General features: G+C 65.2%; 10 protein-coding genes. 8 read left to right on the forward strand and 2 right to left on the reverse strand.

The window, feature by feature from the left end; all coding sequences use genetic code 11:
- Positions 1-163: 163 nt before the first annotated feature.
- Entirely contained in the window at positions 164-1159 is a 996-nt protein-coding gene (locus H5T74_04340) for a magnesium transporter (GenBank protein ID MBC7229607.1), read from the reverse strand.
- Positions 1160-1449: 290 nt separating this feature from the next.
- Here H5T74_04340 and H5T74_04345 point away from each other — a divergent pair, with 290 nt between their 5' ends.
- The 8 genes from H5T74_04345 to H5T74_04380 all read left to right on the forward strand — a co-directional run bounded on the left by H5T74_04345 (position 1450) and on the right by H5T74_04380 (position 23461).
- Positions 1450-1950 (forward strand): hypothetical protein, encoded by a 501-nt coding sequence (locus tag H5T74_04345; GenBank protein ID MBC7229608.1) that lies wholly within the window; start codon positions 1450-1452, stop codon positions 1948-1950.
- Positions 1951-2432: 482 nt separating this feature from the next.
- Positions 2433-10946, forward strand: a complete 8514-nt coding sequence (locus H5T74_04350) for a carboxypeptidase regulatory-like domain-containing protein (protein ID MBC7229609.1) — start codon at positions 2433-2435, stop codon at positions 10944-10946.
- Between the two features lie 351 nt (positions 10947-11297).
- Complete coding sequence (locus H5T74_04355) at positions 11298-12071, forward strand: hypothetical protein (GenBank protein ID MBC7229610.1); 774 nt, start codon at positions 11298-11300, stop codon at positions 12069-12071.
- Between the two features lie 8 nt (positions 12072-12079).
- A complete protein-coding gene (locus H5T74_04360; protein MBC7229611.1) occupies positions 12080-14593 on the forward strand; it encodes a hypothetical protein in 2514 nt (837 codons plus the stop codon).
- Positions 14594-14704: 111 nt separating this feature from the next.
- Entirely contained in the window at positions 14705-16378 is a 1674-nt protein-coding gene (locus H5T74_04365; GenBank protein MBC7229612.1) for a polysaccharide biosynthesis tyrosine autokinase, read from the forward strand.
- Between the two features lie 216 nt (positions 16379-16594).
- On the forward strand, positions 16595-18244 hold the full coding sequence (locus H5T74_04370) for an Ig-like domain-containing protein (GenBank protein ID MBC7229613.1): 1650 nt from the start codon (positions 16595-16597) through the stop codon (positions 18242-18244).
- A gap of 416 nt (positions 18245-18660) precedes the next feature.
- A complete protein-coding gene (locus tag H5T74_04375; GenBank protein MBC7229614.1) occupies positions 18661-21483 on the forward strand; it encodes an FG-GAP repeat protein in 2823 nt (940 codons plus the stop codon).
- Positions 21484-21811: 328 nt separating this feature from the next.
- Positions 21812-23461, forward strand: a complete 1650-nt coding sequence (locus tag H5T74_04380) for a polysaccharide biosynthesis tyrosine autokinase (protein ID MBC7229615.1) — start codon at positions 21812-21814, stop codon at positions 23459-23461.
- 267 nt (positions 23462-23728) lie between these two features.
- Here H5T74_04380 and H5T74_04385 read toward each other — a convergent pair whose 3' ends face one another.
- Positions 23729-24697 carry a hypothetical protein gene (locus H5T74_04385; protein ID MBC7229616.1) on the reverse strand — a complete coding sequence of 323 codons (969 nt, stop codon included), beginning with the start codon at positions 24695-24697 and terminating at the stop codon, positions 23729-23731.
- Positions 24698-24708 lie beyond the last annotated feature (11 nt).

Genomic DNA, 24708 nt, shown 5'->3' on the forward strand with positions numbered 1-24708 from the left:
GGCGGGCGGAGGCAGGCGATGGGGGCTCAAGATAACGGATCCGAAAGCGATCGAAAAAGATGATCCGGTGGCCTCCCTCCCCTCCCCGGCCTTCAGGCGATCCGCGCCGGCGGTGAGGGGCGGAGAATCCTCCACTCCCGGGTGTCTCCCCAAAACCGGCACTTCACAGGAACAGCATGGCGATGACGAAATAGATGACCACGCTGAGCACGTCCTGCAGCGCGGTGGCCAGGGGCCCGCTCCCCAGAGCGGGATCCTTGCCCAGAGCCCTGAAGGTGATAGGGATGAGGGACGCCAGCACCGAGGCCAGGGCGCTGGCGATGAGCAGCGAGGAGGCCACCACCGCGGCGATGCCGAGAGAGCCGCTGATTGCCAGCGCGCCGGCGCCTCCCAGCAGGCCGAGGATCGCTCCCAGGCAAATCCCCACGATCAGCTCCCGCAGGAGGTACGGCCCCGACCTGATGTTGAAGGTCGCCAGGGCCCTGACGGTGATGGCCTCCGCCTGGGTGCCCACCGAATCGGCGATGTAGGTTATCACGGGGATGAAGTAGGCCAGGGCCACCGTCTCCCGCAGTGTATGCTCGAAGCGGCTGGCGATGAAACCGAGGGCGAGCCCCACAACCGCCCCGAAGACCAGCCACGGCGCCCGCGAGGCGATGACCTCCCGGTACCTGGACCTCGCCAGCTTGAGGATGTGCGATCCACGGCCCGTGAGCCCGGAGGCCAGCAGGGCGTCCTCCAGGTGCTCCTGGTGCATGACGTCGATGATGGTACCCGCGGTCACCGCGCCGTGGAAGACGCCTTGCCCGTCCACCACCGGCACCACGGTGACGTCGTGCTTGATGGCCAGGAGCACAACCCGTTCCTGGTCGGCGAGGGGATCAACCGTGACCCCGGGCCGGGCCATCACCTCCACGACGGGGGTCCTCAGCTCGGCCTTGGAGAACCGCGAGAGATCCACCACTCCCAGGAGCCTGCCGCCCTCGTCCAGCACGAAGGCGCACTGTATGTCATCCCAGCTCCTGGTATAGATGGCCCTGAATACGTCCCGCAGTCGGTCCTCGGGGCTCGCGGTGAGCACGTCGGTGGAAAGGATCCTCCCCACGCTCTCCTCGGGAAAGCTGTGGTATCTGCTTTCCCCGCCCGCCTCATCCGGCACAAGACCTCCTGGTCCCATGACAATCCCCTTCATCTCCACGTATCCATGCGTTCCGCCGTCTCTCCCCCGCCTCATTGCATAGCTGCATATATATCACACCACAACCGTCAGTTGACACGACTGGAAAAGATTTGCTAATGTTTTTTGGGGTTGTTGGACGAGGGCACAAATCAATCGGCGGGTGAAGTCCGCATGCGCGGGAAGATGTTGCTTTTCGTGATGCGGAGCCTGTCGTGGCGTTTCGGGAAAGCCTTAAAAGGTAAAGGACCGGTATCGCGCAAGGAGGCGAGATGGCGGCAGGGGGAGCTGGAAGGGCAAGAGGACACAGCGCCTACTACGTTCACTACACGGCCGTTTTCTTCTTGGCCCTCATACTCATTGTCTCGGCGGCGGCAGCCTCATGCAGCTCGGGCAGCGAGAAGGCAGCCGAGAAAGAGGAGCCGGTCAGCCAGGTGGAGAACGCGCAGGTCCTGGGACGCATCATGGCTCACCGCAACCAGCTGGAGGGCGAGATCGGCGAGCCGGTAGAGGCGGTGATCTCCGGAGACATAACCGCCCTGGCGGAGGCGGGCGAGGAGACCTGGGCTCTGGTCAGGGTGGCCGATTTCCGCACTACCAGCGTACCCCAGGGCACGCTGAAGGCGACGCCCGGGAGCGAGCTCTCCGTCCGCCTGAGGGTCACGGAAGGCGCGCCGCCCCTGGCCACCGGGGCCAGGGCGGAGATAAACGCCCTGGTCTCCAAGAGCAAGGAGGGGCCGGTGATCATCGGCAGGGCCTACAGGATTTTGTGATACCGCGACAGGGGCACAGGCACACGGAAGCAAGCAGGGACCGCGACTTCCCCGGCGGCACAAGGGGCACAAAGAAACGGGCTCCTTGAAAACGTGAAACACGGCAGTACAAGCATAGGGCAGTAAGGGCATAACCGGTTTCGATCCTCGCGCGCGTAACCTTGCGCGGGATCACGGGTGGAGAAGGGCAGGTGGAGAAGAGCGGAAATCACGGGGTCTGCCATGTTTCTCATCCTGCACGCGCATTTCCAGCGGGAGAAGGATATGAAGGCGTGAAGCAGAGACGGATCTCGGGGTGGCGATGGCGTTCCGCCGCACGAAGAAGGGAATTCATGGTAAATGCTCCTGTTCTCTTTTTATAAGCTTTTAAAGGAATACCCGGCCAGGGCAGTGAAGCCCGGGCCGAGAGATCATCCATCAAGAGACAGGCACGACAGGGTATAGGTACGGCAGGCGAACAATATTTTCGGGGGTGTGAAGCGATGAAGCGTGATAACAGGGCATTGGGTTGGAAGGCCAGGACGGTGGCCATCGGGGTGCTGCTGATGCTTATAAGCGGTTTCTTCCCCGCTTTCCCAACGCTCCTGAAGACGAGGCTTGCACATGCTCAGGGGGGTTCCATCTCCGGCACCGTCACCGGGGGTGGAGGCCCCCTTGAGAACGTGGAGGTCGTCGCCTATGTCTGGAGCGGCGATTGGGGCTGGTGGGACTACGCCGGGAACGCCCGCACCGGCACCGACGGCACCTACGAGATAAGCGGCCTCGAGCCCGGGTACTACATCGTGGAGTTCATGCCCCCCTCGGACAGCTACTACATAGGGCGCTTCTACGACGACCAGTTCATGGGGAATCGTGGCGAGGAGGACACCCACGACTTCTGGGTGGACGGCGAAAACCCCGCCACGGGCATAGACACCGTACTGGAGATGGGCGGAAAGATCTCCGGGCAGGTGACCTCGGCCTCGGAGCCCGACGGTGTGGATGACGTCTGGGTGGGCGTCTACGACCTGGATCAGAACTACATCACCGGCGCGAGCACGGGATGGGACAACGAGGGGCGTTACGAGACCCGGGCCCTACCTGCGGGGACCTACAAGCTGCGCATCTCTCCCTCGTGGGGAAGCGAATACCTACCCCAGTGGTACGACAGGAAGGGGGACTTCGGCTCCGCGGACGAGGTCACGGTGACCCTGGGCGAGACCGCGGAAGCAAACGTAACCCTCCAGGAGGGCGGCAGGATAAGCGGAAGGGTGACCAACGCCGCAGATGAGTTCTTAGAGAACGTGGAGGTATATGCAATCCCCTACGATTACTGGGACGATTATTCTGACTATCGCGCCTACACCCAGGCGGACGGCACCTACGAGATACGTGGGCTCCCCACCGACCAGTACCGCATCAGGTTCAATCCACCGAGCGGATGCCTCTACCTGTGGGAATACTATGAAAACACCCGAGAGAGATCCTCGGCTACGCCCGTGGATGCCGTGGTAGGCGGACTCACCGAGGACATCGACGCCGTACTGGAGATGGGCGGAAATATCTCCGGGCGGGTGACCTCGGCCTCGGAGCCCGACGGCGTGGATGGCGTCTGGGTGGACGTCTACGACCTGGGTCAGAACTACATCACCGGCGCGAGCACGGGATGGGACAACGAGGGGCGTTACGAGACCCGGGCCCTACCTGCGGGGACCTACAAGCTGCGCATCTCTCCCTCGTGGGGAAGCGAATACCTACCCCAGTGGTACGACAGGAAGGGGGACTTCGGCTCCGCGGACGAGGTCACGGTGACCCTGGGCGAGACCGCGGAAGCAAACGTAACTCTCCAGAAGGGCGGCAGGATAAGCGGGCAGGTGACCTCGGCCTCGGAGCCCGACGGCGTGGATGGCGTCTGGGTGGACGTCTACGACCTGGGTCAGAACTACATCACCGGCGCGAGCACGGGATGGGACAACGAGGGGCGTTACGAGACCCGGGCCCTACCTGCGGGGACCTACAAGCTGCGCATCTCTCCCTCGTGGGGAAGCGAATACCTACCCCAGTGGTACGACAGGAAGGGGGACTTCGGCTCCGCGGACGAGGTCACGGTGACCCTGGGCGAGACCGCGGAAGCAAACGTAACCCTCCAGAAGGGCGGCAGGATAAGCGGGCAGGTGACCTCGGCCTCGGAGCCCGACGGCGTGCCATATGTCGAGGTGCGCCTCTACTCCGCGAACGACCCCGACAACTACATCTACTCCACCTGGACGGACTGGAACAACGGCACCTACAGCCTCCAGGGCATCCTCCCGGGGGAATACAAGGTGCTCTTCGTGCCGCAATGGTGGTACCCCGACTATGCCCGGGAGTGGTACGAAGACAAGCGCTCCTTCGAAACGGCGGACGTCATCGCCGTGGGCGAGGGGGAGAACCTGACCGGCATCAGCGTGGTGCTGGAGAGGAACGGCTGCATCTCCGGAAGGGTCACCGGCGAGCTGGACCCCGACGGCCTGTACGGGGTGGAGGTCCTGGCCTACGACCTGGACGAGAACTACACGGGCAGAGGCGGTTGGACGGACTCCAGAGGCCGCTACACCATAACCGGCCTCGAGGAAGGCTCCTACAAGCTCTATTTCGTTCCCTATTACAAGCCCGCCTACGGCTCCCGATGGTACGACGACAAACCCGATTTCGAGTCCGCCGACCCCGTGGAGGTGCGCATCGAGAGCGAGACCCCAGACATCGACGCTCACCTCGTCACGGGCTCCCTCTCGGGCACCGTGACCAGTCCCGACGAGCCCGAGGGCGTCTCCAGGGTTGACGTCTTCGTCTACGACGCCAATGGCGATTACCGGGGCAGCGCCGTCACCGACGAGAGCGGGACCTACACCATCAACAACCTGCCGAGCGGCGAGTACTTCGTCTATGTCTATCCCTGGTGGCCCAACGCCAACGAGGGGCGCACCTACGCCTTCGAGTGGTTCGAGGACAAGGGGGCCATCGAGGAGGCCGACCCGGTCGAGGTCGAGGCGGGCAAGGACACCCCGCATATAGACTTCTCCCTGGAAAGCGGCTCCATCTCCGGAACGGTCACGGGACATGAACGCCTCGCCCTTGAGGGCGTGGACGTCTATGTCCACGACGGTTACTTCCACCTCGTGGGCACCGCGGCCACGGGCGCCGGCGGATCCTACACCGTCAAGGGGATCCGTCCCGGCGATTACGCCGTCTATTTCGACCCCACCTGGATAAGGGAGAGCCAGGGCAAGGACTACACGGGGGAGTATTACGACGACCGCCTGAGCTTCTATGAGGCCGACCGCGTGACCGTGGCCGGCGACGTGACCGGGATAGACGCCTCCCTGGAAGCGGGGTCGTTCATAGCCGGGACTGTGACCTCGGGCGGGCAGCCCGCCGCGGGCGTGTTCGTGCACGCCTACCGGGCAGGCGACCCCACCTACTGGGTCGCATATACCGAGACCGGTGCCGACGGCTCCTACCGCATCGGCGGACTGCCCCCGGGTGATTACCGGGTCTCATTCAACCACGCCTCGGGGCAGAACTACCTCGACGAATGGTACGACGACGCCGCGGACTTCTACGCCGCCACGCGGATCAGCTTGCCCAAGGGCGGCGGGGCGAACGGCATCGACGCCAACCTCGCCACCGGCGGATCGGTGTCCGGCAGGGTCACGGGAAGCGACGCACCCGACGGGCTCGAGGGCGTGCAGGTGCGCGTGCTGGACACCGACTACGGGTTCGTCGGCGGCACCCTCACGAAAGCGGACGGCTCCTATTCCGTGGGAGGCCTGCTCACGGGAACCTACTACGTGGAGTTCTACACAGGCGACCCCTGGTCCGACGACGCCCTCAACTACCGCGGCGAGTTCTACAACGACCGTCAGGAGTGGAAGGACGCCGATCCGGTCTCCGTGACCGCGGGCTCCGACACCCGTCTGGACGAGGCCGTGCTGCAGCGCTACGCCACCATCTCCGGGCGCGTCACCGGGACCGGCCACGCGGACGGCTTGGAAGGCGTGGAGGTGTACCTCTACAGCGAGAGCTTCTGGTACAAGAACGACTGGACGCGGACCGACGCCTCTGGCTTCTATTCCTTCGACCGCGTGGAGGGCGGCAGCTACAGCGTCTATTTCAGAGCCGACGGCTTCAACAACGAAAACGGCACCGATTATGCCTCCGAGTGGTACGACGACAGGGCCGGCCGCAAACAGGCGGATATCCTTGACGTCGCCATGGGCGAGGATCTCGCGAACGTCAACGCCGTTCTCGAGCGCGCGGGCCGCATCACGGGACGGGTAACCAGCGCCTCCAGACCCCGGGGCGTGAGCGGCCATATGGCTAAGGTCTATGACCCCGAGGGCAACTTCATCACCCAGGCAAATACCGAGAGCGACGGTTACTACGAGGCGCGCGTGAAACCTGGCACCTACAAGGTCGCTTCCCTCTCAGATTACTGCTACTACCGTTATATATGGTACGACGGCAAGTCCACCCTCGAGGAGGCCGACCCAGTTACCGTCACCGAGGGCCGGACGATGTCGGGCATCGACTTCTACCTGCCCGGAACCGGCTCCATCTCAGGCAAGGTGACCAGCAACGAGCACCCCGATGGCGTTTCCGGGCTGAATGTGTTTCTCTACTGGGCGGACAATCCCTATGACTATTTCGACACGTTTACGAACGATAATGGCGAGTATTCGTTCCAGGACGTGCCGGTGGGTGAATATAAGGTGAGGTTTATGCACTACTACCATGCCTCCCACACCTCAAAATGGTACGACGGCAAGGGCGATTTTGATTCCGCCACCACCATAACCGTCACGGAGGGCGCCGAGACGCGGGATATAGACGCCCACTTCACTGACGAGGCCTCCATCACCGGTCGCGTCACCGACTCATCAATCCACCCCAGGGGGCTCCAGGACGTGAGGGTCGAGTTGTATGACACCAGTCATATCTTAATGGCGAGCACACTGACGAATGAGGAAGGCACCTACACCCTCAGGGGCCTCGCGCCGGGCGACTACAAGGTGTTCTTTGCAACTGATTCGTATGCGAGTGAATACCTCGACGAGTGGTATAAAGACAAGCCGGGCTTCGAGGCCGCGGACCTCGTGACCGTGAGCGTGGGCACTCCAACCGAGCTCGATGACGCCGTACTCGAGCTCGGGGGCTCCATCTCCGGCCACGTCAGCGGGGACGATGCTCCGGGCGGCCTGGAGGGCGTTCTGGTCACAATATACGGAGAAGGTTATTTCTACCATGGGGATGCCACCACCGACGAGAACGGAGACTTCAGGGTGGGAGGCCTGCCTACGGGTGAATACCGCGTATGGTTCTATCATCATGGGTACATCACAGAGTTCTACGACGACCAACCCGACTTCCAGCAGGCCGACCCCGTATCCGTGACCGCAGGCGAGGACACCCCCCTAGGGGAGGTCGTCCTCCAGCGCTACGCCTCCATATCCGGGCGCGTCACCAGCGCCTCCCAGCCGGACGGCGTCGAGGGCCTGCACGTCTATCTCTACCGCGCGGATGACCCCGGCGGTTGGGTGGATTGCCGCGTCACCGACGAGCAAGGTTACTACAGCTTCGAACGGCTGTATCCCGGCGCCTACAAGGTGGCCTTCTCCCCCATCTCGGGCATGGACTACGCCGAGGAATGGTTCGACGGGCAGCCCGATTTCGAGCGCGCGGAGGTCATAGATCTGGCCTCGGGCGAGAACCGCGAGGACATCAACGCCTTCATGGACCCGGGCGGCTCCATCAGCGGGCGCGTCACCTCCGGCTCCAGGCCTGACGGCATAGAGGGGGTGGGGGTCACCGCCTACACCCCGGACGGGAGGTACGCCCGCGCCTGCCACACCGAGGCCGACGGCACCTATTACCTCGGCGGCCTCGCCACGGGAGAGTACCTGGTGAGGTTCGACCCCGGCCGCATGCCATATAAGGGCGAGTGGTACGAGGATAAGTACGAGCAACGGTTCGCGGACGCGGTGAGCGTGACCGCCGGCTCCGCGACCACGGGCATCGACGCCGTGCTCGCCGACAGCGGTTCCATCTCTGGTCGCGTCACCAGCGACGCCCAGCCCGACGGAGTCGGCGACGTCTACGTGCACGCCTACCCGGCCAGCGACGAGTGGAACTGGTCCGGTTACGCCGTTACCCGCGGCGACGGCACCTACGTCATCGAGAACCTGGTGCCGGGAGAGTACAGGGTCATCTTCAATTCCTCCTCGGGTCAGAACTACAAGTCGTTGTGGTACGACGGCGCCGACTCCTTCCTGGATGCCAGGCCGGTGATGGTCAACGAGCGCGTGAACACAGGGCACATCGACGGACACTTGAGCGAATACGCCTCCGTCTCCGGCCGGGTCACGGATGGAGAGGGCAACGGCGTGCCGGACGTACTGGTGCGCTTCTTCAAGGACGGCACGGTCGAGGTGGACAGCGTGCTCACCGACTCCGAGGGCAGGTACGAGCGCTACAACCTCGCCGAGGGCACCTACCTCGTGAAGTTCGAGCCGCCCTTCACCTCACCGTGCAAGGCGGAGTGGTTCGACGACAGGCCCGACCAGGCCTCGGCCACGCAGGTGAACCTCTCTCCGGGAGAGAAGAAGGTCGGTGTGGACGCGGTCCTGAGCGTGGAGGGGGCGCCCCGGGTACTGTGGGTCAACCCGGACACCGGCATGGACACCCAGTCCCTGGACGACGTGTTCATCTTCGGGTCGGGCTTCGCCTCGGAGGGATACACCCTCCCCCGGGTGTTGCTCATGCGCGAGGGGCAGGCGGCAAACGAGGCGCGGGACGTAAAGCTCATTGACGCCAACTGTCTCACCTGCGACCTCAACCTCATCGAGCAGGCGTCCGGGCCCTGGGACGTGGTGGTGGTCAACCCCAACGGCCAGGGAGGGCGTCTGGAGAGCGGCTTCACCGTCGTGCACAAGCCCCAGCCCCCCACCCTGCTGGGACCGGTCACCGCCCTGGTGGGCCAGGTGGGCTTGCACGGCACCGCGGAGGCCGGCTCCACGGTGAGGATATACCGCCGCCCGCAGGGTGAGGCGGAATGGAATCAGGTAGAACAAACGGAGGTGAACCAGCACGGCAACTGGAACGCCGCCGGTGACTGCCCCTCCGAGGGCACCTACGAGTTCATGGCCAAGGCCACCAATGGCGGGGTCGTCAGCGACCCCTCGGAGATCCTTACGGTGGTGGTAGGCGGCGCCGACCTCGCGGTGCTCACCGACTACTTCGCGAACCTGCACGGCGCGCGGTACGACCCGGACCCCGAAACCGGCGTCATCTATCTCTCCACCTTCTCGGGGGCGGAGTTCCAGGTAAGGATGAGGTTCTCCTCCGCGCCGGATACCGTCTCCTTCCAGTTCAAGGGGACCTCCTACCCGGTCACGGGTCCGGACGCCTCCGGCTGGTACACCGCCACCGTCTCCGGCTGGACCTGGTCTCCAGGCGTACAGCAGGGCAAGATCCTCTACAACGATAACGGCATGGACTTCCAGCAGGCGGTGCTCGAGGTGGTGCTCATCGATCCCTCCGGCTACGTATACGACCTGGGCACCGGCCAGAAGGTGCAGGGGGCCAGAGCCACCCTGCAGTACTGGTTCGGCGGCACCTGGCGGGACTGGCCGGCCGACGAGTACGGACAGGCCAACCCCCAGTACACCGACGACGAGGGCAGGTACGGCTGGGATGTGCATCCGGGCAAGTACCGGGTGCTGGTGGCTAAAGACACCTACCAGGGAGCCACCAGCGAAGAGGTGACGGTGCCTCCGGAGGTGACGGACCTCAACATCGGGCTGCGCAGGAACGCTCCGTCCATCACCTCCATCACCCCTACAACCGGCAAGGCGGGCGAGCGGGTGACGATCAGGGGCACGTGCTTCGGCGCCGTGCAGGCGGGGAGCAAGGTCACCTTCGCGGGAGACAAGAACGCCACCGTGGTCTCCTGGAACGACACCGATATCGTTTGCACCGTGCCCGTGGGAGCGGTGAGCGGCGACGTGGTGGTGGTGACCGCGGGAGGGACCAGCAACGGCGTCAGCTTCACCGTCCAGACACCACCGCCGTCCATCCCCAGGCCGACCATCACCTCCATCAACCCGGCGAAGGGCAAGGTTGGCGACACGGTGATCATCGGCGGAGAGCATTTCGGCGCCTCCCGGAGCGCAAGCTCGGTCATCTTCGCCGGGAACAAGACCGCGGCCGTGGTCTCCTGGAGCGACACCGTTATCGTTTGCACCGTGCCCGTGGGAGCGGTGAGCGGCGACGTGGTGGTGGTGACCGCGGGAGGGACCAGCAACGGCGTGTGGTTCGAGGTCGAGGGAGAGTACAAGCCTGCCCAGGGGACTACCTGGTACCTGGCCGAGGGCTACACCGGGGGCGATTTCGACACCTGGGTGCTGGTGCAGAACCCGGGCCCGGAGAAGGCCACCGTCACCCTCTCCTTCCAGCTGGTGGAGGGCATGGCTTCCGATTACACCTTCGAGCTGCCCGCGGGCATGCGCAAGTCGGTGCACCTGGACGAGCTCCCCGACCTGGCGGACGCCCAGGTGTCCACCAAGGTGAGCTCGAACGTGCCGGTGGTGGCGGAGCGCGCCGTCTACTTCAGGTATGACGGCAAGGAAGGAGGGCACTGCTCCATAGGGGTCACCGAGCCCGCCAGCGCCTGGTACCTGGCCGAGGGCTACACCGGGGGCGATTTCGACACCTGGGTGCTGGTGCAGAACCCGGGCCCGGAGAAGGCCACCGTCACCCTCTCCTTCCAGCTGGTGGAGGGCATGGCTTCCGATTACACCTTCGAGCTGCCCGCGGGCATGCGCAAGTCGGTGCACCTGGACGAGCTCCCCGACCTGGCGGACGCCCAGGTGTCCACCAAGGTGAGCTCGAACGTGCCGGTGGTGGCGGAGCGCGCCGTCTACTTCAGGTATGACGGCAAGGAAGGAGGGCACTGCTCCGTCGGCTATACGGAACGGTAGAAGGCAGAACGCCCCGGGCGGATATGCTTTTCCGCCCGGGGCGGCACCCCTCGATAAACGATGAGGCTGGGTGATCAGATCGTTATGGCAGGTGTTGGCAACGGAAGGCGGCGGAGAAACACGGGCGGCCGATTCGAGGAGCTATTTCAACCGGTATTTCTCCTGTCATGGTTTGCATTTCCGGGATCTGGGTATATAATGATGAGCGTTAGTGCATGCGGGAGAAGACAAGCGACAAGTCTATACTCTGCATGCACGTGTAGTTGGTAGGGCTTGATGTTTTCCGAGAAACCCGGAAATAAGATCAGTGTCGGTCTCCGGGTAGAGAGACAAGAGGGAGAGGTGAGGAATGTGCGAAGAGTCCTTGTCATCGCGCTGATCGCGGTATTCGCCTCCACCGCCCTCGCCCTTGCCGCGTGGAAGGTCGCGGACATGGTGCGTGGCGAGGAACGGGGGTCGCCCCCGGGGGGCGAGTCCTCTGCGGTGGGAGCGGAAGCCCCAGAAAGCGGCCCCCAGGATGGTGCTGCCGTATCGGTGGAGGGCTCCAAAGAGGCCGGCGCAGAAGCGGCTGGGCTTCCGGGGGGAGAGGATTCATCCTACGATGATCCCGACCAGCGCTACGTCACCGAGACCCAGCGCCACCAGAACTTCTTCATCGCCCTGGCCGAGGGGCGTATAAAGCGCCTGGACGCGGTGGCCACCGACGTGGCTCCCGGCGGGGACGCCAACACGTCCTACCTCTATTTCACCGTCACCACCACCGACGGCTCCAAGCACGACGGCACCATGGTGCTCAAGAAGTCAGGCGGGATATGGCGGATCGCCGCTATCCGCCAGCTCGGAGGCAGCCTTGGCGGGGGAACCAATTACGTGGTGCCCGCGGCGTTCGAGGACGACCTGGCCCGGGAGATCAACGAGCTCCAGGAGTTCCTCTCCAAGGTGGCCGAGGGGCGCCTCGACTACATGATCGTGGACACCGTGGACAGGGTGTCCGACACCGAGACGGTGCTCAACGGCAAGGTGGTGGGCGTGGGCGGACGCATCGAGAGCACGCGCATGACCCTGCACAAGGACTTTGAGCTCTGGCACCTGACGAGCATCGTCAGCCTGGGACGCCTGCAGTAGCGGAGGAGGTGAGCGAAATGACAAACCTGAGAAGAAGCTTCGGGATTCACGTCCTCTGCGCCGTGCTGGTGATCGCCTTCCTGGTGGCCGTGCCCATCATCACCTCGGCCTTCGGCAGCGACATCGGGTCCGCGAAGGCAACCCCAGCGGGAGCCGTAAGCGATCCCCTGGACCGGCTCCCCTCCTCCCCGGCGGAGGCCCACGAAAGGCTGGCCGAGCGAGATATCGCCTGGCCCGAGGTGGGCGACGACTTCGACGCCGCGGCGGTCATCGAGGGCGTGCAGTCGGGGGTGCGGGTGGCCATCCCCTTCGATACCGTGAGCGGCTTCGTGACCAATGGCCCCGAGGTCAAGGTGGAGCTGTGGCGGGGAGCAGAAATGAAGGGCGAGAAGGTCGTGGCCACGGAGGCCGACAAGTGGTTCAAGGCGGACCTGTCAGGCATCGGTGAAGGCATAAAATCCGGCGACGAGGTGAAGGTGACGGACCTAGGCGGTGGCAGCACGGTCACCATCAACTGCACCCTCACCGCGAACATCGATTTCGCCAACAACCGCGTGACGGGGACCACAACTGCGAACAGCGCCGTGGACGCCTACATCGTCGCGCCATCCACTTATTACAACGACGTGCCCCCCGGCGCGCTGCATGTACGCACCACCTCCGCGGCTGGCGGCGGCTACACGGCGAACTTCGCGGGTCTCCTCGATCTGCGGAGGGGAGACGCCGCCTACGTCTTCTCCGTCAACCCCAACGGCCACGTGGTGATGAACGCGGCCGCCGGCTCGGGAGCAGGCCTGGTGGTCTATCCCCAGTACGACGATGTCATGGGGTATTACATCCCCGGCTCCGCCCTCGCGGTGAAGGCGGGGTCGGCGACCCAGAACACCACCGCCGGAGGTGACGGCTTCTTCGAGGCCTGGTTCCAGAACTCCGATATCAAGGACGGCACCAAGGTGACCTGCAACATGGGCGGGGCGCGCGAGGTCATCGTGCGCGACGTCACCGCCACCTGCGACCCCGGAACCAACCGGGTGGAGGGCACTTGCCCCCCCAATGCGGCGGTGCGCGTGACCATGGACATCCACGGCACCCCGGTGGTCTACGAGACCACCAGCAACTCCTCGGGGGTCTTCTCCGTGGACCTGGGAGACGACTATACGGCCACCGGCACGGACGTCTACAACGTCACCTGGTACGACGCCGACGGTGACGCCGTGGTCTACGAATTCCAGACCTTCTCCTGGTACCTGGCCGAGGGCTACACCGGCGGCGACTTCGACACCTGGGTGCTGGTGCAGAACCCGGGCCCGGCGGACGCCAAGATAACCATGACCTTCCAGCTGGTCGCCGGCACCGCTCCCCCCTATTCCTTCGGCCTGCCGGCAGGCACCCGCAAGTCGGTGCACCTGGACGAGCTGCCCGGCCTGGCGGACGCCGAGGTGAGCACCAAGGTGACCTCCACCGCCGGCAACTGGGTGGTGGCGGAGCGTGCCGTCTATTTCACCTATGATGGCAAACAAGGCGGGCACGACTCCATCGGCGCCCTCACCCCCTCAAGAGACTGGTTCCTCGCCGAGGGCTACACCGGGGGCGAGTTCGACACTTGGGTGCTGGTGCAGAACCCGGGCACGGAGAAGGCCACCGTCACCCTCTCCTTCCAGCTGGTCAAGGGAACGGCGCCCGATCACACCTTCGAGCTGCCCGCGGGCATGCGCAAGTCGGTGCACCTGGACGAGCTCCCCGGCCTGGCGGACGCCGAGGTGAGCACCAAGGTGAGCTCGAACGTGCCGGTGGTGGCGGAGCGCGCCGTCTACTTCGACTATAACGGCAAGAAGGGCGGGCACGATTCCATCGGCGTCAGCGCCACCTCCGACACCTGGTACCTGGCGGAGGGCTACACCGGCGGCGACTTCGACACCTGGGTGCTGGTGCAGAACCCGGGCCCGGAGAAGGCCAGGGTGACCATGGAGTTCCAGCTCGTGGAGGGCTCCGCGCCCGCCTACTCCTTCGACCTCGAGGGCGGGATGCGCAAGTCGGTGCACCTTGACGAGCTCCCCGGCCTGGCGGACGCCCAGGTGTCCACCAAGGTGAGCTCCACCGTCCCCGTGGTGGCGGAGCGCGCCGTCTACTTCACCTACGAGGGCAAGCAGGGCGGGCATGACTCCATCGGCACCAATAAGCCCGGCCCCGTCTGGTACCTCGCGGAGGGCTACACCGGCGGCGACTTCGACACCTGGGTGCTGGTACAGAACCCCGGGCTGGTGACGGCCAGGGTCACCCTCTCCTTCCAGCTGGTGGAGGGCACGGCTCCCGATTACACCTTCGACCTGCCGGGAGGCAAGAGGATGTCTGTGCACCTGGACGAGCTCCCCGGCCTGCAAGATGCCCAGGTATCAACCCTGGTCAAGGCCACCGACCAGTACGGCAACGACCTCAATGTGGTGGCGGAGCGCGCCGTATACTTCACCTACGAGGGCAAGCAGGGCGGGCATGACTCCATCGGCGTGCCCAAGGTGCTGTGAGCTGCTCGCTCAAGGATAAAGGAAAGGGACGCGCGAACGAGAAGACAGAAAAGAGGTGCCCCGCTTTCGGGGCACCTCTTTTGCTATAATGGCCAGGGGTGACAGCAGAGCATGGAACTGAAGGACTATATAAACGTCATCATCGCGCGCAAGTGGGTGATCGTAGGGGTCACCGCGCTGGTGGTGTTCGCGGCCCTCCTCTTCTCCCTCCTGCAGAAACCCGTGTACGAGTCACGGGTGATGATCCTCGCGGACATCAACCGCGCCGGGGAATCGGCCTCCGACAGCCTCATCTCCTTCGCCTTCAACGACCCCAACCTCTTCATCCAGACCCAGGCGGAGATCATCGGCACCATGACCATGGCCAGGTCGGTGCGCGACCGCCTGGAATACGACTACGAGGAGGCGGCTTACGACCGCGAGGAGGGTAAGGAGGTCTATATCCCCGAAAGGATACCCACCGCGGAGGAGCTCAGGGACAGCGTCAAGGTGGAGCGCGCCCAGAACACCAACGTCTTCGAGATCGCGGTGAGCAACCGCGACCCCCTTCTGGCGCGGGACGCCGCCCAAGCCTACGCGGAGGAATACATCCTCAACCGCCAGCTCTCCGCCATCAAGCAGATCAGCGACGCGCGCAAGGAGGTCTGGAACCGCATCACCGAGCTGGAGACTCAGATCGCGGACATCGCCCAGGAGGCCAAGCAATACACGCGGGAGAACATCCCCCCCGAGCTGGAAGCGGAGGCGAGCCAGGCGGTGAGCCTGTGGGCCACCCTGTACGAGAAATACATGAGCCTACGTATAGCAGAGGCCCTGCAGCAGCGCGGCTTGGAGATCATCGAGCCGGCGGAGGCGGGCAGGAAGGTTAGCCCCCGCACCACGCGCAACGGCATCCTCGCCCTCTTCCTGGGACTCATCCTGGGGGTGGGGCTGGCTTTCCTGGTGGACTACCTCGACGACACCCTTAAGACGCGCGAGGATTTCGAGCGCGGCTACGGGGCTTCCATCATCGGGGAGATCGCCAGTGCCACCTTCGTGGGCGAGGAGGAGCGGGAAGTAGTCTATTTCACCCAGCCCGAGAGCACGGCGGCGGAGGGCTACCGCAACCTGCGCACCAACCTGCAGTTCCTCAACCTGGACGGGAGCACCCGCCTCATCATGGTCACCTCCGCCAGTCCCGAGGAGGGCAAGACCTCGGTATCCGCGAACCTGGGCGCGGCGCTCTCGGAGATGGGGCGCAGGGTGCTGGTGGTGGAGGCCGACCTGCGCCGCCCGGTGCTGGACAGGTTCCTGGTGGAGAAGGAAGATAAGGGGCTCACCAGCGTGATCATGGGGGCCGCAAGCCTTGACGAGACCGTGGTGACCACCGGCAACGAGAACTTCCACGTGCTCATGTCCGGACCCAAACCCCCCAACCCGGCGGAGCTGGTCTCCTCCCAGGCCATGCAGGAGCTGCTGCTCCGCTTGCGTGAGGAGTACGACTACGTCATCGTGGACGCACCCCCCGTGCTGGCGGTCAGCGACGCCATCGCCATGGCCCCCATGATGGACGGCGTGCTGGTGGTGGCCAGCCACGGCATCGCCAACCGCGACGGCGCCCGCCACACCATGGAGCTGCTGTCAAAGGTGGAGACCCGCGTGCTGGGGGTGGTGATCAACAACGTGGAGATGACCGGCCGCTACGGCTACGGGTACTACGCGCCCTATTACTACTACTCCTACGGCGGCGAGGGCGGGGAGAGAGCCAGGCGCTCGGCCTTCCGACGAAAGGCCTCCCGGCGCTGAGGTCCGCCGCTCGCTCCCGTCAACCTGCCCGTTCTCGACAATCGGCGAACAGGCCTCGCGGATAGGTTGGCAGGCCTCGCGGAGCGGTTGAGGTGGATGTCGTCTTTCAACGGTGTTAAGATGTTCCTGCAGACAAGAAGGCCGGTACAGGTGGTGGGCAAGGACCGCCTCTCGCCCACGACAGCGCGTGAGGAAACGGACGCAAAGGAGAGGGGGATGGCGAAGAGGCTCCGGCGAGTTTTTGCAATCCTCTTGCTGACCATATCGATACTGCTGTTTCCCGCTGCGACCGGCGTCCTGGGAGCCTCTGCCTACAAGGCGCCCACCGCCAACCCCACCTTCTCCTGGGGTGCCATAGTCTCGGGCAACTACACGAACGTCCAGACCTCGAACAACTCCTACATGCGGGTGCGGGAGGGGGCTTTCTTTTTCTTCTTCTGGAGCCTGGACTCGACCTGGGGAGGGTGGCAGGCCTTCAGCGAGGCGCCGCGCGAGCGGCTGCTGGACATCCGGGTGGAGCTGGAGGGCTACCAGTCCGAATCCTCCGACACCTGGGCGGTGCAGTTCTACGACTATGAGGCCTCGTCATGGGACTCCACATCCTATTCCCTGGAAAGCTTTCCCACCACGCCCAAGGCCACCCGGCAGATCGCAGTGGGCGATGCCGCGCGGGCGCGCCGGTTCGTGAGTACCGCAGGCGCCTTCCAACTAAGGCTCACCAGCGGCTGGGACTTCTCCAGGACCGACCTCTATATCGACCTCTTTAGGGTGAGGTTCGTCTACGACGACGTGCCGCCGGTCTCCGCCGTCGTAAGCCCCACGTCCGGAGAGCTGACGTGTGAGAGTGCGTACCGTGTATCCGGCACGGCGTACGATCCCGCGCCCGACGCCAGCGGGGTAGCCGGGGTGGAGGTATCCGTGAACGGAGGGGCCTGGAGCCCCGCCGCGCCCGTCTCCCCCGGCGACTACTCAGGCTGGTATTACGACTGGAGCGTCCCCTCCGAGGGGACCTACGTCATCCGCAGCCGTGCCCGCGACGGGGCGGGCAACGTGGAGGCCCCAGGGCCGGAGGTCACCCTCACCGCCGACTGGACGCCTCCCGCGGTGAGCGGCACATCTCCCGCGGACGGAGCCTCGCCCGTGGCCGTCACCACGGCGGTGAAAGCTGAGCTCTACGACGCCAACGGCATCGACGCGTCCACCGTCAACGGGGACACCTTCCTCCTCTTCGGCGAAGGCGGGGGTGCGGTGGAGGGGAACGTGTCCTATGACCCTGAAAACATGACCGCGACCTTCACGCCGCAGGAAGAACTTTTCTACGGCGTCACCTACACCGCCGTGCTCACCACCGGCATCACCGACCGGGCGGGCAATCCCATGGCCTCCGAGCACACCTGGGATTTCACCACCGCGCCGCAGCCGCCGGAGTATGTCTATGCGGACGACTCCGGGTGGGAAGCGGAGCCGGCTGTAGCGTGGCATCTCGAGCCCTACAGCCAGCTCGATCCCCCCCTCACGGGCCAGGATCTCCTGGTCGCCAACGACGCGGGAGCCACCGCCTCCTACGCCATCCCCGCCGGCTACACCAGGGTGACGCTGGCCTCCGCCAAGCACTGGCAGTGCGGGATGGCCGAGGTCCTGCTGGACGGCGTGAAGGTGGCGGAGGTGGACCTCTTTTATGACAGCGACGACATCGATTGGGGCGTGGTGATCTACGAGAACCACGCCCTGGACCCCTCCACCCCGCATACCGTCACCCTGCGGGCGAAAGGAGAGGGAGGCCCGGGCGTGGTCTGGTTCGGCGGTGTGCAATACGATCTCTCCTGGATGCACTTCGTGAACGTGCAGTGGCTCAAGTTCTGGTAGCGCCGTCAGCCCCGCGCCCGGAGGCGCGCGGCGGGAACGGGGACACATCCCCGGCCGGCGGCACGCGAAACGCGACCCTCCTTCCGGGGACGACCGTCCTTCCGGGGCATCCTTCCGGTATAAACATTGTCCCTTTTCCGCTCGCCGAGTACCTTCCGGGGACGACCGTCCTTCCAGGGCATCCTTCGGATGACGGGAACACCGTGAAGGTCGGGTTGTGGGTGTTTCCTCGAGCGGGAAGGGGCGGAAGGCGGTCCGGCGGCCGCGGATCTTCCGCGCCGCGGCGAACGGCAGCTCTGGCCACGCTGGCTGCTTTACTGGCTTTCCTCCTCATCCCGCCTGAGGCCTCCTCGGCGCCCGCCGCGGGGGTGTCTGGTCGCCCGCCCTCCCGTGCCCCCCACGCGGCGTCCCCATCGATGCCTGCGCCAGCTTCTTCCCCCACCTTTGAGAAGGATACGGACGCGGGGGACGCGGACTCCTACCTCTATGGAGGCAACTCCGAGGAGATCCTGGTCTTCGCGGACACCGCCACCGGGGACGTCAACGGCGACGGCATCGACGACCTGGTAATGGGCCATGACCAGGGGGGCACCTCTCCGCCCTACTTCTATACCGGCAAGGTCTACGTCTACTACGGGCGCCGCGCACCCGCATCGTATGTCGACCTCGGGGCGGCGGCGGACGTCACCATCAGCGGCTACACTTTTTCCTTCAGCACTGGATGCAGCGTAGCTTGCGGCGACATCAACGGCGACGGCATCGACGACATCGTCATCGGGGCGTACCTGGATACCCCGGGGGGCCTGGGAACGGGGCCCTCCTACGCGGGCTCGGTCTCGGTGGTCTTCGGTAGCAGGTCGCTGCCGGCGAGCTGGGACTTCGATTCCAGGCCCCCCGACCTCTACATCTCCGGTGCCAAAGGAGGCGAGATGTGCGGCATGTCCGTGGCTGCCGGGGACATCGACGGCGACGGTTACGACGACATCCTCTTCGGCGCTCACCTGGGAAACGGTGGGGTGCATGCCCGGAAAGACTCCGACTGGGAAGCACAGGCAAACGCCAATGCGGACACCCTCTACGACGTCTCCATGATCGACGGGGAGCGCGGATGGGCGGTGGGTCGTTACATCAGCGCCTATGACACCATCTACCGCTACGGCGGCGGAACATGGAGCGCGGATACCACCCTTCACCGCTTCAGGAGCAGTTTCTACGGCGTGGCGGCCCTGGACTCCGCCCACACCTGGGCGGTGGGCGCGGGAGGGCTCATCATCTTCAACGGCGATTACAACGATCCCGGGTCGTGGGATGTGCAGGGTAGCGGCGTGACCTCATCAACCCTGCGTGACGTGGCGGCGGCAGACGCCTCCAGCGTGTGGGCGGTGGGAGACGGCGGGACCATCCTGCACTATGACGGCTCGGTTTGGTCGGCCCAGGAGAGCGGCACCACCGTGACGCTGCGGGGGGTGGCGGCGGCAGACGCCTCCAGCGTGTGGGCGGTGGGAGACGGCGGGACCATCCTGCACTATGACGGCTCGGTTTGGTCGGCCCAGGAGAGCGGCACCACCGTGACGCTGCGGGGGGTGGCGGCGGCAGACGCCTCCAGCGTGTGGGCGGTGGGAGACGGCGGGACCATCCTGGAGACCGGCGACGGCGGGGCTGGGGGCTGGATCCGGCAGGCGGTGCTCTTCAGCCAGCGCAAGAACGCCGTGGACGCCGCGGGTCCCACCCGTGCCTGGGCGGTGGGGGATGCCGGCACCGGGCGCGCCTATATCGTCTGGGGACGTTCCGGCGGGTGGCCGGCCTGGAGCCACGCGAACCCTATCCTCCCCAACAAGGTGATCAACGGCGTGGACAGCCTGGACGCATGCGGGTTCCCGGTCAGCCTGGGGGATCTCAACGGCGACCCCAGGGCGGACATGCTCATCGGGGCCGCCGAGGCCAACGGCCCGGGAAACGCTCGCAGCGGCGCCGGCGAGGCCTACGTGGTTTACGGGAGGAACAAGGGGTCCTTCCCCTATTTCATCGACCTGGCCGCCCAGGCCGACTGCACCATCTACGGCGCCTCGGTCATGGACCGTATGCCCACGTCCATGGGCAAGCCCCTGGCGCGGGTCAACGCGGATCGCTTTGACGACATCGTCCTCTCCTCCATCTGGGCCGACGGCCCCGGGGACGCGCGCCCGGGATGCGGCGAGGTGACGGTCATCTACGGGGGCGCTCTGCCCGGGATCATCGACCTCGCGTCCCGTCCCCCCGATGTGTTGCTCTACGGTCCTTACGCGGGGGCATCAGCGGGGCTGTCCATGGCGGTGCTGGACTTCGACGCCGATGGCCGCCCCGATATTGCAACGGGGAGCACCGGCGCGGGAAAGGGCACGGAGAGGCCCAACTGCGGCGCGGTGTGGCTGGCGCGCGGGCCCTCCCCTTCCTGGCCGACCGTGGTGGACCTCGCCTCGCAGGCCGCCGTGACCTTTTATGGGGCCGGGAGCGGCGACGCCTTCGGATTCTGCCTCTCCGCGGCCGACCTCGACGGGGACCCGAACGGTTTCGACGACCTGGTGATAAGCGCCGTCAACGGCGACGGCCCGGGGGATGCGCGCACCGACTGCGGCGAACACTACCTGTTCCGGGGTCACGACCTCTCCCCGCCCACCTGCTCCATCGCCAACGTGGCGGAAGGGTCCGTGGTTGCGGGCACGGTGGGCGTGGAGGTGGCGGCGGCGGACGAGCACGGCATCGACCGCGTGGAGTTCAGGGTGGACGGGACGCTGAAACACACCGACCGCTCCGCCCCCTACCGCTGGGATTGGGACACACGTCCTTACGCAGACGGCGCTCGCTTCACCCTGGAGGCGCGCGCGTACGACTCCCACGGGCTGAGCGCCTCCGACTCGCGCGCGGTGAGCACCAACAACACCGTCCCGTCTCTTTCCAGGGAATGGTACCTGGCGGAGGGCACCACCGCCTGGGGCTTCGAGACCTACGTGCTGGTGCAGAACCCCAACCCCGAGGCGGCGGCGGTCTCCTTCACCTTCATGAGGCCGGACGCCACCACGGAATTCATCTCCTTTCCCGTGCCCGCGTACGCGCGTTTCTCCCTGCGCGTAAACGACATGGTCCCGGAGAGCGACGTCTCGGTCTCCCTGCTCGCGGACCGGCCGGTGATCTGCGAGCGCGCCATGTACTGGGGGGAGCGCAACGGCGGTTACGCCACCATCGGCGTGCGCGGCCGGTGAGGCTCTTCTCCATCCGGAAGGCACCCTTGCCCCCGGGCGAGGGCCCGGCTCCAGGTTCGCTCGGGCTACCGCCCACAGCACCGCTCCCAGGGGTTTGTGTAAAAACCCCGCGGCGATTACCATTAAACAGGAAGAGGCGCAGGCCGACGACCTTCGCCGCGCCCCCGCGCCAGAGTGGAGGATGTGAGATTGTCGTTAAATGTGCATGTTGTACACCATCCGGCCCGTAGCTTCTCGGCTCAATGAAGAGATGATCGCGCGAGATTGTCATTAAAATGAAGGAAGCGAAGACCGATAACCTGAAAGTGGTAGAGGGAAAGGCGGCGGCTTGGAGCTGAGGGACTACCTGAACGTTCTTCTCCACCGCAGGTGGATAATAGCCGGCACGGTGGCGGCGATCATCGCCCTCGCCCTTATCTTCACCTTCATCCAGCCCCCGGTGTACCAGTCAAAGGTGGAGATCCTGAGCGAGGTGAGTTCGGCCAGCGAGTCGGTGCTGGGCAGCTTCTTCACCTCGGCGCTGTTCGACCCCGACCGCTACATCCAGACCCAGACGGAGATAATCAAGACCGACAACATGGCCCAGGCGGTGGAATCCGCCCTGAAGGTAAAGTACGAGGAGAACCTCAAGCTGCGCGAGGCCGGGGAGGACGTGTACATTCCCGAGAACATCCCCACCGCCCGGGAGCTGGCGGCCATGGTGGGGGTGGAACAGGTGCAGCGCACCAATATCTTCGACATCGTGATCACCTGCGGCGACCCCCTGCTCTCGCGCGACGTAGCCCAGGCCTATGCTGAGGAATATATCGCCAGCCGCCAACTGGCCGCCATCCGCCAGATCAGCGAGGCCAGGCGCGAGGTCTGGAACCGCATCCAGGAGGTGGAGGAGGAGATCCGCCAGGCCGCCGAGGAGGCCAAAAAGTACTCGGGCAACGTGCCGGCCGAGCTGCAGAACGAGGCGGCACGGGCGGTCAACCTCTGGGTGTCCCTGTACGAGAAATACATCACCCTGCGCATTGCGGAGTCCCTTGAGCAGCGGGGTCTGGAGATAGTGCAGCGAGCCAAGCCCGGCGTGAAGACCGGCCCCCGCCCCACACGCAACGGCATCCTGGCTCTCTTCCTAGGGCTCATCCTGGGCGTGGGCCTGGCCTTCCTGGTCGATTACCTGGACGACACCCTGCGCACCCGCGAGGACTTCGAGAGGTACTACGACACCTCCATCATCGGCGAGATCCCGCATCTTCCCCTGGAGGAGCTGCCGCGCAACGCCATCCCCTATTTCGAGAGCCCTCAGCACCCCGCCATGGAGGGCTACCGCACCCTGCGCACCAACCTGCAGTTCCTGGATCTGGAGGGGGATAGGAAGACCCTGCTCTTCACCTCCTCGGGGCCGGAGGAGGGCAAGTCAACGGTGTTGATCAACCTGGGGGCCGCCATCTCGGAGATGGGGAAAAGGGTGCTGCTGGTGGAGGCCGACCTGCGCAAGCCGGTGCTCGACAGGTATTTCAAGGTCCCGCCGGGCAGGGGCATCAGCGGCGTGCTCGCCGGCATGGCGACCCTGGAGGAAGCGGTGCAGCCCTCGGGTTACCCCAACCTCTACGTCCTCCTGGCGGGCGTTAAACCTCCCAACCCCGCCGAGCTGGTGGCCTCGGAGGCCATGCGGGAGATAATCGAACGGGTCAGCGGCTTCGCCGATTTCGTCCTCTTGGACGCCCCCCCGGTGCTGGCCGCCTCCGACGCCATGGCCCTGGCCACCAGGGTAGGCGGGGTGGTGGTGGTGGCCGGGTACGGCAGGGCGGACCGCCAAGGAGCAAAGCGCGCCGTGGAGCTGCTGCGCAAGGTCAACGCGCGGGTGGTCGGGCTGGTTATCAACGACATCGCCCCCTCCACCCGCTACGGCTATTACCACTACTATTACTACACCCCGCCGCCGGAGGAAGAGCCGCGGCGGAGGTCCTTCCTCCCCTGGAAGCGCTGACGGTCTTTCCCGTCCGGTAGCATACTCAATGCGATCGTGGGGATGCCGTAGCCCGTGCGACCGGCAAAGGCGTCGAGGTCCACGCGGGGGCCGGAGGATGTTGCCCGAAAGGAGCGCTTTCCGCTCCTTGGTGGCGCCGGGAAAACATGGGGGCTTTCGCGCTGGATGACCATGCCCGATGCATGCGGGGCTATTGCCCTAAGGGCGGAGCTGCCGCTTTAATTGCGGGAACCTCCGCAGACGGCTTTTCTCCGCGGGATGGGATGGTCAACGGACCTGGAGCGCCTCCAGATTGATGAAGGTGAAGTTGGCGTCGGCGTTCTTGCGTCCGGAGCAGACCAACTTTATGGTGTGGGCTCCCGGTCCCAGATTGGAGGCGGAGAAGACGGTGTCGCTGACCTTCACCTGGGGAGAATAGAGGTCCACCTCCGCCCTCAATTCGCCGTCGATATATACCTGCATGATGCCGTAGTTCCAGTGGCGGGTGCTGATCACCGCCACCTGCTCTCCCGTGAAGGTGTAGGTGCAGGAATCACCGCCGTAGGGGGTGGTCATGATCACGCTGCCGGTGACCTCCGCGTAGTGCTCCCGGTACCAGACCCCCTGATAGGTCATCCCCTCGGCCACGCAGCTCACCAGGGTGGGGGGAAGGCTCTTCTCGGGGGGCGTCTTGATGGTGGTGTCCTCCACCACCTCCGGCTCCCGGGTGGGAGTAAGCCCGGTCAGGGATACCGGCTCCACCTCTCCCGTCACGGGGACGCTGATCTTCCCCTCCCGGCCGCTGGTGTCCACCGCTGCCACGGCGTAGGTGTTGAACATGGTCCCCTCATCGTCGTAATAGACGTTGTCGGAGATGATGGCGGGGTTGACCCTGTCGCCCCGGTCGTCGCCCGCCTTGTAGCGATAGACGTTGTACCCCAGAATGCGGATGTCGTCCTTGGCGTCCCAGCTGATGGTCGCGCCCTTCTTGATGGTCACCCTGACGTTCTCGGGAGCGGCCAGCACCTCCTTCTCGCGTGAGAAGGCGTCCTCGCGCGACGTTCCGCCCTGGTCCGCGCCGGGCACGCCGGAAAGGCGCGAGATGTAGAGGATGAAGCTGGCCGCCACCAGCAGGCTGAGCAGGGCATAGACGAGAAAGACCGCGGTGCGGAAACCGGGACGGCCCGTGCCTTCGCGCTCCCTTTTCGGATATTTTCCGAGAACCTTCACGACGCTGGCTCCCCTGTCTTGTCTCACGCTTTTTCCTT

The sequence above is a fragment of the Actinomycetota bacterium genome, from assembly GCA_014360645.1.
Taxonomy (GTDB): Bacteria; Actinomycetota; Geothermincolia; order Geothermincolales; family RBG-13-55-18; genus Solincola_B.

What these genes read in the sequence shown, in the direction of transcription:
- H5T74_04345 (MBC7229608.1), top strand. Translation starts at nt 1,450, where the DNA reads ATGGCGGCAGGGGGAGCTGGAAGGGCAAGAGGACACAGCGCCTACTAC.
- H5T74_04375 (MBC7229614.1), top strand. Translation starts at nt 18,661, where the DNA reads ATGCCTGCGCCAGCTTCTTCCCCCACCTTTGAGAAGGATACGGACGCG.
- H5T74_04370 (MBC7229613.1), top strand. Translation starts at nt 16,595, where the DNA reads ATGGCGAAGAGGCTCCGGCGAGTTTTTGCAATCCTCTTGCTGACCATA.
- H5T74_04365 (MBC7229612.1), top strand. Translation starts at nt 14,705, where the DNA reads ATGGAACTGAAGGACTATATAAACGTCATCATCGCGCGCAAGTGGGTG.
- H5T74_04350 (MBC7229609.1), top strand. Translation starts at nt 2,433, where the DNA reads ATGAAGCGTGATAACAGGGCATTGGGTTGGAAGGCCAGGACGGTGGCC.